General features: G+C 61.2%; 9 protein-coding genes. 4 read left to right on the top strand and 5 right to left on the bottom strand.

From position 1 onward, the window contains the following. Positions 1-142 precede the first annotated feature (142 nt). The 3 genes from KY459_10810 (at position 143) to KY459_10800 (ending at position 7852) form a co-directional block, all read left to right on the top strand. The gene (locus KY459_10810; GenBank protein ID MBW3565205.1) at positions 143-3151 is read left to right on the top strand and encodes a TonB-dependent receptor; all 3009 of its coding nucleotides are present in this window, start codon (positions 143-145) and stop codon (positions 3149-3151) included. Between the two features lie 94 nt (positions 3152-3245). Beyond that, a complete protein-coding gene (gene guaA / locus KY459_10805) occupies positions 3246-4787 on the top strand; it encodes a glutamine-hydrolyzing GMP synthase (protein MBW3565204.1) in 1542 nt (513 codons plus the stop codon). A gap of 59 nt (positions 4788-4846) precedes the next feature. Further along, positions 4847-7852 (top strand): FAD-binding oxidoreductase, encoded by a 3006-nt coding sequence (locus KY459_10800; GenBank protein ID MBW3565203.1) that lies wholly within the window; start codon positions 4847-4849, stop codon positions 7850-7852. Between the two features lie 100 nt (positions 7853-7952). Here the strand turns inward: KY459_10800 and KY459_10795 are convergent, their stop codons facing one another. The 4 genes from KY459_10795 to KY459_10780 form a co-directional block, all read right to left on the bottom strand. Next, positions 7953-8783: an undecaprenyl-diphosphate phosphatase gene (locus KY459_10795; protein MBW3565202.1), complete on the bottom strand. Its 831-nt coding sequence runs from the start codon at positions 8781-8783 to the stop codon at positions 7953-7955. Positions 8784-8787: 4 nt separating this feature from the next. Then, positions 8788-10434 carry a ribonuclease J gene (locus KY459_10790; GenBank protein MBW3565201.1) on the bottom strand — a complete coding sequence of 549 codons (1647 nt, stop codon included), beginning with the start codon at positions 10432-10434 and terminating at the stop codon, positions 8788-8790. 459 nt (positions 10435-10893) lie between these two features. After that, positions 10894-12183, bottom strand: coding sequence for an asparagine--tRNA ligase (gene asnS, locus KY459_10785; GenBank protein ID MBW3565200.1), 1290 nt, complete (start codon positions 12181-12183; stop codon positions 10894-10896). Positions 12184-12233: 50 nt separating this feature from the next. Then, positions 12234-12593 carry a hypothetical protein gene (locus KY459_10780; protein ID MBW3565199.1) on the bottom strand — a complete coding sequence of 120 codons (360 nt, stop codon included), beginning with the start codon at positions 12591-12593 and terminating at the stop codon, positions 12234-12236. A 68-nt stretch (positions 12594-12661) separates the two neighbouring features. On the opposite strand from KY459_10780, the gene KY459_10775 reads away from it, so the two are divergent. Continuing rightward, a complete protein-coding gene (locus tag KY459_10775) occupies positions 12662-13891 on the top strand; it encodes a hypothetical protein (protein ID MBW3565198.1) in 1230 nt (409 codons plus the stop codon). A gap of 25 nt (positions 13892-13916) precedes the next feature. Here the strand turns inward: KY459_10775 and KY459_10770 are convergent, their stop codons facing one another. After that, on the bottom strand, positions 13917-14516 hold the full coding sequence (locus KY459_10770; GenBank protein ID MBW3565197.1) for a DUF1579 domain-containing protein: 600 nt from the start codon (positions 14514-14516) through the stop codon (positions 13917-13919). Positions 14517-14585: the final 69 nt, after the last annotated feature.

The raw sequence follows: 14585 nt of genomic DNA, 5'->3' as shown, positions 1-14585 counted from the left end.
CATCGGATTCACAGCCAGCGCAGGCGCGCATTACCAAAAACGATCAAAATAGTTGATGTTCGAGCTGGTCGGCATTAGGCTGTCAGCCTCGACGATTCTCATGAAGATTCCAATCATCCCCAAACCCTTTTCAGGAGGCAACATGTCCAGGTTCAAATTCTCGGTCATGGCCGTGCTGTGCGCTGTTCTCACCATTCCTGCTCTCGCGCAGACGAGCCAGACCTCCGGTGAGATTCGCGGCAAGGTCACCGACTCGAGCCGATCGCCGCTGCCCGGCGTCACCGTCACGGCCACGAATCAGAACACCGGTCTGTCGCGAGTCGGTTACACCGACGTCGACGGAAACTTCATCCTCGCCCTTCTACCTCCCGGCTCGTATCGGGTTTCGGCGCAGCTGGTCGGGCTCGGACAGGAGACGCGCGAGAACGTCATGGTCCGGCTAGGCGCCACCACTGACGTTTCGCTCACGCTCAATCCCCAACTCTCCGAGGAGATCATCGTCACGGCCGAAGCTCCGGTCGTGGACGCGACGGAGTCCGATGTCACATATTCGGTGAGTGAAGAGCAGATCCAGAATCTGCCGATTCTCGGACGAGACTTCAAGGATCTCGTCTCGCTCACGCCCGGTGTGACGGACGCCTTCGGCGGTCGCGTCGCCCTCAACGGAGCACGTGGCATCGCGACCGATTTCAACATCGACGGAGCCGAGGCCAACTCGGACTTCTTCGGTGAAGAGCGTGGAGGCACCGAAGCGCCCTTCGTTTTCTCGCAGGCCGCTATCCAGGAAATGCAGGTCATCCGCTCCACCTACAGCGCCGAGTACAACCGGGGCGTAGGCGGGACGGTCAACGCGATCACCAAGAGCGGTACGAACGAGATGGAAGGGCAGCTTTTCTACTACAAACGCGACGCCTCATGGGCCGACGAGCGAGAGGCCACGATCGACGGTCAGAACGTCGTCGACTTCTTCGACGCCCGTGACGTCGACCAGTACGGCGTCGCCGTCGGCGGTCCGATCATGACGGATGTTCTCCACTACTTTCTCACCGCAGACTTTCAGGACATCAACGAGCAGATCACGGCGAACGACTTCCGTCTCAGCAGCAGTTTTCAGAACCTCGATCCCGCCACGCAGAACGCGCTGACATCCAGAATCGATCAGCTTCTCGGTGGCGCTCTGGACCAGCAGTTCCAGTACGCGAGCGACGACGACCAGGAGACGTATCTCGCGAAGCTCGACGCCAACATCGGCTCCAACCATCACTTCTCCCTCCGGCACAACTACGCCGATTACCACAACTCCCCCAGTGAGTCACCGCGAATGCTCTCGAATCAGGGAGATGAGTTCAACACCGTCAACTCCACGGTCCTCGAGCTCGACTCCGTGCTGACCGACTCGATCTTCAATCAGCTGATCGTCCAGTACGGTGTCGAGGAGCGTCCCATCAACGCCCTCGAGATGAATCTGCCCGAGACCCGCATCGATCTGGGACCGTTCGACATCCGATTCGGGCGCAGCGAGTTTCTCCCCAACCGAACCGACGAGAAGAAACTGCAGATCAAGGAGAAGGCGTCCTGGCTCATGGGCAACCATTACGTCAAGGGCGGGGTCGAGTACCTCACCACCGACATCTACAATCTGTTTCCCCGCGAAAATGCCGGCCAGTACTTTTTCGATTCGGTCGAGGATTTTCTCGCCAACAACCCCTCCCGTCTCGACCAGGGCAGCGGTCCCACCGATGGGGTGACCGAGTTCGATTACAACGCCTGGGGAGCCTTCATTCAGGACAGCTGGACATACAACGACAACCTCACGCTCGACTTCGGTCTGCGGTATGACCTCCAGGACATCCCGACCCCGCATCGCAATGCATTCCCGCAGTTTCCGGAGTTCGTCGACAACTTCAACAACGACGACGACAACTTCGCACCGAGGTTCGGCTTCGCATATGACCTTCGTGCTGATGGCCGCTCGGTCATCCGCGGCGGGGTTGGAAGGTACTTCACACCGATTCCATCGATTCTGTACGCTGCGCCGCTCGCCGAGATCTCGGGTAACTACAACCGGATCGTGCTGATCTGCAGCAGAAACCCATGTCCCACGTATCCGAACATTGTGCCCGAGGACGAGTTCGCGCAGTTCGTCCGGTCGGCCTCGGATCTGACGCTGGTCTCTCCTGAGCTCGAGAACCAGGAATCGACGCGGATGAGCCTCGGCTACGAGCAGCAGCTCGGCCGGATGTACAGCGTCTCGATCGAAGGCGTCTACGCCGACCTGACCAACCAGCAGAGACTGGTCAACATCAACGCCGTTCCGACGGGCATCGTCTACGGCAATCTACCGGCCTACTCCGCCGGGCGGAGCGGTGCCGCGTACCCGACGTTCCGCGACATCAAGATGCACGTCAGCGACGCCGAGGGAACTTACGAGTCGATCACTCTCGCAACCCGCAAATACGCAACCAGCGACAGCCGCTTCTCGTGGCTCGCTCACTACACGTGGTCGGAAGCCATCGACCAGGACTCGAATGAGCGTTCCACCTCGAGCTCGCGCAGCTACGATCCTTTCAATCCGGAGCTCAGCGAAGGCCGCGCGGACTACAACATCGAGCATCGCGCCGTGCTCTCCGGCACCTATGAGTTTCCATTCGGCATCAATCTCTCCGGCATCTATCGCTGGAATAGCGGCTCGCCGTACACCGCCGAGATAAACGCCGGAAGGAGCGGGCTCAACGGCCTGTTCCAGGTCGGCGTCAACACGCCGGTCTTCGTCGACCGCGACGGGGCGATCATCGATCTGACTCAGGCCAACGGATCGAGCCGAGAGGAGCTCGCCGCATTCCTTGCCGAGCGCGGCGCGACGATCATGGAGCGCAACTCGTTCGAGCAGCCGAACTTTTCGACGCTCGACATTCGCCTCAGCAAGGAGTTTCGGATCTGGAACGACTTCGGTATCGAGCTCATCGGCGAGGTCTTCAACGCGCTCAACGAAGACAATACGGTCGTTTCGTTCAGCAACCAGACCTACTTCAGCGGCTCCTTCAGAAGCAGCTCGGGCTGGAACTTCACGAGAAACCCGAATTTCGGTCGTGAAAACTCCTTCACCGGGCAGCCCCGCCAGTACCAGGCCGCGGTCCGCCTGATCTTCTGATTCGAAATCCGCACGTGTATCATTCAACGGCCGCCCCAACGGGCGGCCGTTTTTGTTTCCGCGCCGCGCCGTCCTTCGAAAGGAACACCGCTTCTTGACCGCTCAGGAATCCTCCATCCTCATCCTCGATTTCGGCTCGCAATACACGCAGCTGATCGCACGAAGGATTCGCGAGCTCGAGGTCTACTGCGAGATTCACCCATACGATTTCGACCCGGAAGCAATTCGCCGTATGAAGCCCGCCGGCATCATCCTCTCCGGAGGGCCGCAATCGGTTTTCGCCGAGCAAGCACCCCATTGCTCGCGCGAGGTTTTCGACATGGGGATCCCGGTTCTTGGCGTTTGCTACGGGATGCAGCTGACCGCTCACCTTCTGGATGGCGAGGTTGAGCCGGCGACGCATCGTGAGTACGGAGCCGCAACGATCGAGACGACCTCATCTCCCCTTTTCGAAGGAACTGCATCACGACAGCGCGTCTGGATGAGCCATGGCGATCGCATCACGAAATCTCCTTCGAGCTTCACGACGATTGCCTCGTCGGCCAACGCCCCCCTCGCCGCCTTCGCGAATCATGACCGGAAGATTTACGGAATCCAGTTTCACCCGGAGGTTTCTCATACCGAAGAGGGATCGAAAATCCTCCGCAATTTCGTTTTCGGAATTTGCGAGAGCAGCGCCGACTGGAGTATCGAGGGGTTTCGCGATCGCAAGATCGCTGAGATCCGGGAAACCGTCGGCTCGAGTCGCGTGATCGCAGCCGTCAGCGGCGGGGTCGATTCGTCCGTCGCCGCACTCCTCGTCGGCCGTGCAATCGGCGAGCAGCTCACGGCGGTATTCGTCGACAATGGCGTCCTTCGCAAGGACGAGGCGCTGCAGGTCGTTTCGAGGCTGAGCGACGGGCTCGGTCTCCACGTCGTGGCGGTCGATGCACGTGAGCGTTTTCTCTCCAAGCTCGCCGGAATCGACGATCCCGAGCTGAAGCGGCGCTTCATCGGTTACGAGTTCATCGCCGTCTTCGAAGAAGAAGCCCGGAAGATCGAAGAAGTCGAATATCTCGTGCAGGGAACCCTCTATCCCGACGTCATCGAGTCCGTCTCCGTCCGTGGACCGTCCGCCGTCATCAAGACCCATCACAACGTCGGCGGCCTGCCGGAGAAGATGGGGCTGAAGCTGATCGAGCCACTGAGAGAGCTCTTCAAGGACGAGGTCCGCCAGCTCGGCGTGGAGCTCGGACTCGAGCGTGAGTTCGTCTGGCGGCATCCGTTCCCGGGACCCGGGCTCGCGGTCCGCATTCTCGGAGAAGTCACCGCCGAGCGCGTCGCGATCCTCCAGCAGGCCGACGCCATCTTCGTCGACGAGATCCGGCGAGCTGGTCTCTACGACGAGATCGCTCAGGCGCTCGCCGTCCTCCTTCCGGTGCGAAGTGTCGGCGTCATGGGTGACCAGCGAACCTACGAGAACGTCTGTGCACTCCGTGCCGTGACGACCAGCGACTTCATGACCGCCGACTGGTATCGGTTTCCTCCCGACGTCCTCGACCATATTTCAAGGCGCATCGTCAACGAAGTGAAGGGGATCAACCGGGTCGTCTACGACGTCTCGTCCAAGCCTCCCAGCACGATCGAGTGGGAGTGAGTCGGACAGTCCGACGTGTCTGACTTGTCCGACGAGTCCGACGCGGTAATACTTCAGAGATGACGAATTGGAACGGTGATGCCGAGCGCCTCTCGAGCGATCTTCGCGAAGCGGTTCGCGGAGAAGTCCGATTCGATCACGGTGCCCGGGCAATGTACTCCACCGATGCGTCGAACTACCGTCAGGTCCCCATCGGTCTCGTCGTTCCGCGGGATGAAGACGACGTCGTCGCCACTCTGAGGATCGCGCGCGATCACGGTGCACCGATTCTCGCGCGAGGTGGCGGCACCTCCCTCGCCGGGCAGTGCTGCAACGTCGCGGTCGTCATCGACACCTCGAAGTACATGAACCGCATCCTGGAGCTCGATCCCGTCCGGCGGATCGCCCGAGTCGAGCCGGGCGTCGTCCTCGACCGGCTCCGTGACGCCGCCGAAGTGCACGGGCTCACATTCGGTCCCGACCCGGCGACTCACAGCCGCTGCACCCTCGGTGGAATGATCGGCAACAACTCCTGCGGCGTTCATTCGATCATGTCCGGCAAGACCGATGCGAACATCGAATCGATGCGGGTTCTGACCGCCGACGGGGTCGAAATGGTCGTCGGGCCCACCTCCGAGGACGACCTCGCATCGATCATCGCTGCCGGAGGCCGGCGCGGTCAGATCTACTCCGAGCTCCGCTCCATCCGGGACCGCTACGGCGACCTGATCAGAAAGAAGTTTCCGCCCATTCCCCGAAACGTCTCCGGATTCAACCTCGAGCAACTCCTTCCGGAGCACGGCTTCAATGTCGCCCGATCGCTCGTCGGTACGGAAGGGACGTGCGTCTTCGTGCTCGAGGCCGCCGCGAGGCTCGTTCCAAGCCCGCCTTACCGCTCTCTGGTGGTCCTCGGCTTCGACGACGTCTACGTTGCTGCGGACATGGTCCCCGCGGTCATGAAAGGCGCACCGATCGGACTCGAGGGAATCGACGACAACCTCATTCGCGACATGCGGAAGAAGAACCTCTACCCGGAAGCCGCCGATCTTCTCCCGGAGGGTCGAGGATGGCTGCTCGTCGAGCACGGAGCCGACTCCTCTGAGGAGCTCGGCGAGCGCGTCGCGGAGTTCGTCGCGATGATGCAGCGGAAACGGAAGAACCGCCCCTCCATCAGAATCTTCGACGATCCCCAGCTGGCCCGCCTCGTCTGGAAGACTCGCGAATCGGCGCTCGGAGCCACCGCCGTCGTTCCGGGCCAGCCGCACGCATGGGAAGGGTGGGAGGACGCCGCCGTCCGGCCCGATCGCCTCGGCTCCTACCTCCGCGAGCTTCGCAGTCTGATGAACGAGTACGGATACCGCTCGAATCTCTATGGCCACTTCGGTGACGGCTGCGTGCACACGCGGATCAACTTCGACCTGGAATCGAACGAGGGGATCGCCTTTTTCCGCGAGTTCGTCGAACGGGCCGCACATCTGGTCGTGAGACATGGCGGATCGCTCTCGGGTGAGCATGGTGATGGCCAGGCGCGGGCGGAGCTCCTTCCGATCATGTTCGGCGACGAGCTGATCGAGGCGTTTCGCGAGTTCAAACGAGCCTGGGACCCGGAGGGGCGGATGAATCCGGGGAAGGTCGTCGATCCCTATCCGATCGATTCCAACCTCCGTCTCGGAGCGCAGTGGCAGCCGATGCGAACCGACACCGCTTTCGCCTACGAACAGGACGAAGGCAGCTTCACCAACGCGATGATCCGCTGCGTCGGCGTCGGTGAGTGCCGGCGCACCGAGGGGGGAACGATGTGCCCCAGCTACATGGTGACGCGTGAAGAGAAGCACTCGACCCGCGGCCGTGCACGCCTTCTCTTCGAGATGATAGACGGCAGCGTTCTCGACCGGGGATGGAAATCCGACGAGGTTCGCGAGGCGCTCGATCTCTGTCTCTCCTGCAAGGCGTGCAAATCGGAATGCCCGGTCGGTGTCGACATGGCCACCTACAAATCGGAGTTCCTGCATCACTACTACAAAGGGAGAGCGAGACCCCGCGCTGCGTACACCATGGGTCTGATCCCGGAGTGGGCCAGGCTCGGCTCCCGCTATCCCGGGCTGACGAACGCGATGACAAGTCTCGCCGGCAGCTTCGGTAAGCGGCTTGCCGGCATCTCGCAGGGGCGTGAATTGCCCCGATTCGCCCCGAAATCGCTGCAGCGCATGCACCGGGCGCGGGAACCCCGGGTGAGTGACGGCAAACGCGTCATCCTCTGGGCCGATACCTTCACCGATTGCTTCAATCCCGAAATCGGGAGCTCTGCCATCGCTTCCCTCGAAGCACTCGGATTCCGTGTCGATCTCTCCCCGGAAGGACTCTGCTGCGGACGCCCCTTCTACGATTTCGGCTTTCTGCACTTCGCGAAAAAGAAGCTCGCGAACATTCTGGATCGCCTCGAGCCGGAGATCGATGCACGAACGCCCATCGTCGGTCTCGAGCCGGGCTGCACGTCGGTTTTCCGCGACGAGCTCCTGAATCTTTTTCCGGACGATCCGCGAGCCAAGGCGCTGTCCACCCAGTTCATCACGTTTCAGGAGCTCGTCCGGCAGCCGCTGCTCTCGGCCGAGCTCCCGTCGATGGCCCCCGTCGACGCGATCGTTCAGTCACATTGCCATCGGAAAGCACTCTCGACATCGACGGTCGACGACGACGTTCTCACTTCCATCGGTGTTCGCCGTCTGAACGGCGACATCGGCTGTTGCGGAATGGCGGGAGCGTTCGGATTCGAAGCTCACAAGTTCGATGTTTCAGTGGCAATCGCGAACCGGGAGCTTCTGCCAGCGATCCGTTCCGCTCCCCGGGAGGCCATCGTCGTCGCCGACGGCTTCTCCTGCAGGGAACAGGTTCGCCAGCTCTCCGGCAGCAAGCCCTTTCACACCGCTCAGCTCGTCGAGCAGGCGCTGACGGGACGCGTATCCGATCGAGATGATCAACCCGCTTCTCAGGCTCGCCGCGCCGGCGTGATCGTGGCGGTGGCAGCCGGACTGTTCGCAGTCTGGCTGATTCGACGAAAACGGCGCCGAGGCAGGAAGCGATCGTGAATCATCGTTTTCGCCCATTCGACACACTCTGCTCTGCTGATGCGAGCGTAGCAAGCCAACTTCTCTCGCCTCTCGGCCATCGCCTCTCGTCTCTCGCCTCTCAGTACGGCTGGACCGTACCGGCGAGCAGCAATCCCATGATGAGCAGCCCCAGTGCGATCCGGTACCAGGCGAATACGTGCGTCGTGTGCTTTTCGAGAAAGCGGAGAAGGAACCAGATCGACGCCCAGCCCGACAGAAACGCGAAGAAGATCGCCACGAACATCGGCACCCATCCGAGATCTGCCAGATGATCCCATTCCGCAAGGAGCTCGAAAACCCCGCTCGCTCCGATCGCGGGGATGCTGAGGAGAAAGGAGAAGCGCGCGGCTGCCCGGTGGTTCAGCTTTCGAAACAAGCCCGTCATGATCGTCGAACCGGATCGTGACATGCCGGGAATCAGCGCGAGCGCCTGCCCGAAACCGATGATCACCGTATCCATGACGGTGATCTCCTCCATCTCTTTCGATTCCCGCCTCCTTGCATAGGCCTCGGCGATCATCAGGAGAATCGCGATCGCGATCAGAGCGAAAGCCACGATCCAGAGATTGCGCGCTCGGGTTTCGATGAAGTCCTTGAACGTCAGCCCGAAAATTCCGATGGGGATGGTCCCCAGGATGATCAGCCACGCCAGACGCGACTCCTGGTCTGCAAGCGGTTTCCGGGAAACGATTCCCCGGAAGAAGGCGGTTGTCAGGTTCACGATATCCCTGAAAAAGTAGATCAGAACGGCCAGGAGCGTGCCGAGCTGGATGACGGCCGAGGCGGCCGCGCCGGGGTCACCCCAGCCGAGAAGGTCGGGGATCACCCTCAGATGCCCCGTGGAACTGACGGGTATGAATTCGGTGAGGCCCTGAACGAGACCGAGTACGATTGCCTGGACGATCGTCAAACGGTCACATCTCCCACACGACGGGGAGGATCATCGGTCGCCGTCCCAGGCGCTTTCGGAAGAATCGCTTCAACTCGCGTCGCATCATTTCCTGTACGTTTTCAACGTCGCGTATCTCGTCGAGCGACGCGTCGTTCATCGCGTCCCTTAGCAGTTTCCGTACCTCGTCGATGAAGGCCTGGTTGGCGTCAACGTGGATGACTCCTCTCGTGATGATCTCGGGATCTCGAACGAGCTCGCCAGCCTGCTGGTCGATCGCGGCAACGACGATCACGAACCCGTCTTCGCCCAGATGTTGCCGATCGCGCACAACGAGCGTCGGAACCTCTTCCTGTTCTCTGTCGACGAAAACCCGACCTGCAGGGACTTTTTCATCGAGAATCCGGGCGACGTCTCCATCAATCTCCGCAACGTCACCATTGACGATCCGGAGGACCGCGTTCGGCTCTATCCCCATCGCCTCGGCAACTTCCGCATGCCGCTCGAGATTGAGTCGGGAACCGTGCGCGGGGATGAAGAAGCGAGGCCGGGTCAACGTGAACATCGTTTTCAGCTCCTCGAGGTAGGCGTGCCCGGAAACATGAATGCCTTCCTGTTCGTAAACGATCTCCGCACCGGAGTCGAGCAGATGATCGATCACATGCATCACACTTCGCTCGTTGCCCGGAATCGTTCTCGCCGAAAAGATCACCATGTCTCCCGGAACGACGGTCGCGACCCGGTGCTCGCGGCGGGCGATCCTCGCGAGTGAGGAGTTCGGTTCTCCCTGGGAGCCGGAACAGATGATCACCGCGTCGAGATCGTCGTCGTCGACCGTCTTGCCGTCCCCTCTCACGTGCCTCGGAATCGACAGATACCCGAGCCGCTCGGCGTGCGCGACATTCTCGATGAGACTCCTTCCGACGAGCCAGATTCGCCTGTCGAATTCCTCCGCGAGCTCGACGACCTGCTGGAGGCGATGAACGTGAGACGCGAATGTCGTGAAAAAGATTCTTCCTTCACTCGATTCGAAATACTTTTCGAGCGACCGGCCCACCGACGATTCCGAACCGCAGACTCCGGGCGACATCGAGTTGGTCGAGTCTCCCACCAGCAACGTGACCCCTTCATCCCCCAACTGGCCGAACCGAGCGAGATCCGACGGGGGCCCGGCGACCGGCGTCGGATCGAACTTGTAGTCCCCCGTGTGAATCACCATTCCTTCCGGGGTTTGGATGGCGAACGCCGCCGCATCGACGATCGAGTGCGTGACATGAATCGCCTCGACCCGGAAGTCGCCCACCTCCACGGCCTCGCGCGGCCGGATGACTCGCAGGTCGACGTCATTCGCCGGTGGCATCTCGACGAACTTCTCCTTCACGAATGCCAGCGTGAGGGGCCGCCCGAAAATCGGCGCATCGACGATATTCGCGAGATACGGTACGGCTCCGATGTGATCTTCGTGGCCGTGGGTGAGAAATATGCCGTGAACTTTTTCGCGAATTGATTCGACGTAGGTGAGATCCGGCAGTACGACGTCGACTCCGAGCGTCGATGGTTCCGGAAAAGACATTCCGCAGTCGACGATGATGGCCGACCTCCCGGTCTCGAACACCATCGTGTTGCGGCCGAACTCCCCGAGTCCCCCGAGGGGAATGATGCGCAGGCTCATGGGCGTCCCTTCCCGCTCGAGGGGATTTGCGGGGCACGGGACACGGGGTTCGGAACGAGGGGAGCCAGGGCTGCCCGGCCTACACCAATACGCGGATTCGCCCCTGTCATCCTGAGCAATTGACCTGCGCGTTGCGCCGGTGAAGCGGGAATGAAAACCGGAGCCCGTAAAACTCCGCACCCCATACTCGAACCGACGTCGTCCCGAGCGGGCGGTCGGGTGGGCAAGCGAGGGACCTTGCAGGGTGGGACATCAGGCCAAGCGAAGCGCTGCAAAAGGTCGAAGTCCACACAATTTCGTGGTCTTTTCATCAGGGGAAGCGAAGCAACGAATCCGACGGTAGCTGGTGAATCGGCGGTCCGGCTTTGAGCTGAGTGAATCGTGAAACCCCCCCCGGATCTTTCCGGGATTTACACCGCGCGGCGCTCGCACCTCGCCGCTCGTCTCTCGTCGCTCGCCTTACGGATACATTCGAGTCAGCATCCGCGGATACGGAATGCACTCGCGAAGATGCTTCACTCCCGAGATCCATGCTACGACCCGCTCGATCCCCATCCCGAATCCGGAATGTACGAACGAGCCATACTTCCGAACATCGAGATACCACTGGAACGCCTCGACCGGCAGATCGTGCTCTCGAATGCGCTGGGCCAGAAGGTCGTGATCATGGATTCTCTGCGAGCCGCCGATGATCTCACCATATCCCTCGGGCGCAATCATGTCGAGTGCCAGCGCGAGCGAAGGATCGCCGGCATCCGGCTGCATGTAGAACGCCTTGATCGCCGCCGGATAGTGCGTGATCATCACGGGTTTGTCGAAGGACTCGGCGATCATGGTCTCTTCATCGGCCCCGAAATCGTCGCCGGGCTTCACGTGCATCCCCTTTGACCGGAGAAGCTCGATTGCGTCGTGGTAACGCACGCGCGGAAACGGGCGCGTGATTCCCTCCAGCTTCGATACGTCACGCTCGAGCGTGTCGAGCTCCGTCCTGCAGCGCTCCGCCGCCCTGCCGACCACGTACTCGACGAACTCCTCAGCGAGCTCCATCAGACCGTCGAACTCGAGAAAGGCAACTTCCGGCTCGATCATCCAGAACTCCATCAGATGCCGCCGCGTCTTCGATTTCTCGGCGCGGAATGTCGGACCGAAGCAGTACACCTTACCGAGCGCCGCCGCCGCCGGCTCCAGATAGAGCTGGCCCGACTGTGAGAGAAAGGCCTTTTCGCCGAAGTAATCGGTCTCGAAGAGTGTCGAGGTTCCCTCGCATGCCGCCGGCGTCAGGATCGGCGAGTCGATCAGGACGAAGTCACGGTCGTAGAAAAAGTCGCGGCACGCCTGTTCCACCTCGCTCCTGATCCGGAGAACTGCATGCTGTCGCGACGAGCGGAGCCAGAGATGGCGGTGATCCATCAGAAATGCCGTCCCGTGCTCCTTCGGCGTGATCGGAAAATCGATCGTCTCGTGAAGGACTTCGAAGGTCTCGACGTGAATCTCCACACCCCCCGGAGCGCGATCCTCTTTCTTCACCACCCCGGTGACCCGCACTGTCGACTCCTGCGTCGCACGCAGGACCTCGCCCCACGTTTTCTCGTCGACTTCCTTTTTGGAGACGACGCACTGAACGACGCCGCTTCCATCCCTCACGATCGGAAACTGCAGCTTCCCCGATCCCCGCTTGTTGTACAGCCAGCCCGACACCCGAACCTTTTCGCCGTCATGATCCGGGAGCTCGCGAATCTGCATATCCATCCATTCACCCGTCCGGCGCCTGAACGTGGTGACACCGGTTTCGTCGCTCCTCAACTCTGGCCGGCCCCGACTTCTTCCGAACCGGCCCGCGCTCCGGGCTCGAAGGCTCCGCAGTCGCACACGGTCGAGCATCCGACCACCTGATCACAGCTTCTTCCATCGAGGTGCTGGCTCCGATGATGACCACACCGGCAGTCGTCGCTCTCGTTGCGCCCGCGCAGTTCGTCAACGATGTCCAGCCAGCGATTGCGTGTATCCGTCGAAAAAGTCCCGACGAGATCCTCGAGCCCGGCGAGCGTCGAAAGCTCCTCCGCGCTGATCCGGGCGCTTCCGCTCTCCCGTCTGAGCCGGCGCGCCCGGCGCCAGTCCTCGTATCGCCGCAAAGCCTCGTGCAGATCCCGATCTTCCACTCCGACCACGGACCTGCAGATCCGATGCTACCTCGTGACGGGAGAATTCTCGTTTAAGCTATCGCGCGATGCTCAACAAGATCTGGGGTGCATTCTTCATCGTCGCCTTTCTGACCGCCTTCGGACGATGGGTCGCTCTCGGGGAAGCCTCGGTGTGGGCCGACATGGTTGCAGCCGCATTCACCATGGCCGAGACGGGGTTCGAGATCGCGATCGGTCTGACCGGCGTAATGTGCCTCTGGCTCGGCATCATGAAGCTCGGAGAGCGAGGGGGCGCCGTCGACCTGATGGCCAGACTCTTTGCTCCACTTCTCCGACGCCTCTTCCCCGGTATCCCTGAAGGTCATCCGGCAACCGGAGCAATCGTGATGAACATGGCCGCAAACATGCTCGGACTCGACAACGCCGCGACACCGCTCGGACTGAAGGCGATGAAGGAGCTGCAGACGCTCAACCCGGAGCCCGAGACGGCGACCGACGACCAGATCCTCTTCCTCGTCATCAATACCTCCGCCGTGACGCTCATCCCGATCACGATTTTCGTCTACCGCTCGCAGCTCGGAGCCGCCGATCCGACCGATGTCTTCATCCCTCTGCTCGTCGCCACATTCTGTTCGACGATGGCCGGCCTGATCGTGACCGCGGCAATTCAGAAGCTCCGGCTATGGCAACCGGTGGTTCTCGCCTACCTGGCCGGCTTCACCGCGATCATTGCCGCCATCGTCTGGTACTTCGCGACCCTTCCGCGCGAAGTCATGGAGGCTCAGACTGCGCTCGTTTCGAACTTCGTCATCTTCGGCGTGATCATCGCGTTTCTCACGATGGCTCTGTGGAAGAAGGAGCCGGTCTACGAGACCTTCGTCGAGGGAGCCAAAGAAGGGTTCACCGTAGCAATCACAATCATCCCGTTTCTGATCGCCATGCTCGTCGCCATCGGCATTCTGCGAGCGAGCGGCGCTCTCGATCTCTTTCTCGACGCCGTGAGAAATCTCGTCGCCTTCGCCGGGCTCGACACGCGCTGGGTCGACGGAATGCCGACGGCGCTGATGCGGCCTCTGTCGGGAAGCGGCGCGCGCGGAATGATGATCGAGACGATGGAGGCCCTGGGCGCCGATTCGTTCGCCGGGCGACTCGTGAGCATCATCCAGGGGAGCACCGAAACGACGTTCTACGTGCTGGCGGTCTACTTCGGTTCGGTCGGAATCCGCCGGACCCGTCACGCCGTCGGCGCGGGACTCGCCGCCGACGCCGCCGGAATCATCGGAGCGATCTTCGTGACCTATCTGTTCTTCGGCTGAGCGAAGGCCGAGGGTTCAGGGTGAGTCACTCCTTCTTTCGGGTGTAGACGAGCTCCATCGTTCTGGTCTCTTTTCCGTCCGGTCCGATCACCCATGATTCGATGGTCTCCCGGTCGTTCCGGGATCGCCCGACCATCTTCGTGTACATCGTCTTCCCGGTCATCGGATCGATGTTCGACCCGATCCATGTACAGACATCGCCCGACTCGGTGCACTGACCCTCCATCGTCAATATCCCGGTGCTCATCGAGTCATTCCAGGTCGTCCACCATTTGCCGGTGACGTTGTCATAACCAGTCATACCGTGCCCAGCGAAGGGCACTCCCATGAATTCGCTGGTAAACGACTCCGCGAGTACTCGCCCATCGAGCATCATCCTGCGGCTCGACGTCCCCTCGGACACGACCGGATCTCCGGGTTCCATCCAGAATTTCCCGGCGACCTTCCACTCTCCCGCCATCTTCGCGAGTCGCGCATGCTGCTCGCCAGGCGTCCCCGCCTTCTCGAACGCCTGCATCATCGCCATCTCCTCGGCGCTCATCGCTGCTTCCTCTTCCTGAGCGATCGCGGCACCGGCGCACATCAGAAATGCCATGAACGCCATGACACAGAGCTTCTTCTGCATATCGAGTCCTCCTGGAGATCCATACAACAACCCTTCGGATTCTATTGGAGCGATCCGCTCGTTTCATCG

The organism is Acidobacteriota bacterium (assembly GCA_019347945.1).
Classification (GTDB): domain Bacteria; phylum Acidobacteriota; class Thermoanaerobaculia; order Gp7-AA8; family JAHWKK01; genus JAHWKK01.
The sequence above is the reverse complement of the archived record's forward strand: the minus strand, read 5'-3'. Positions and strand labels throughout refer to the sequence as shown.

Coding starts and splice junctions, on each gene's coding strand:
- KY459_10810 (MBW3565205.1), top strand. CDS start 143: ATGTCCAGGTTCAAATTCTCGGTCATGGCCGTGCTGTGCGCTGTTCTC.
- KY459_10800 (MBW3565203.1), top strand. CDS start 4,847: ATGACGAATTGGAACGGTGATGCCGAGCGCCTCTCGAGCGATCTTCGC.
- KY459_10770 (MBW3565197.1), bottom strand. CDS start 14,516: ATGCAGAAGAAGCTCTGTGTCATGGCGTTCATGGCATTTCTGATGTGC.
- KY459_10775 (MBW3565198.1), top strand. CDS start 12,662: ATGCTCAACAAGATCTGGGGTGCATTCTTCATCGTCGCCTTTCTGACC.
- KY459_10790 (MBW3565201.1), bottom strand. CDS start 10,434: ATGAGCCTGCGCATCATTCCCCTCGGGGGACTCGGGGAGTTCGGCCGC.
- asnS (MBW3565200.1), bottom strand. CDS start 12,183: ATGGATATGCAGATTCGCGAGCTCCCGGATCATGACGGCGAAAAGGTT.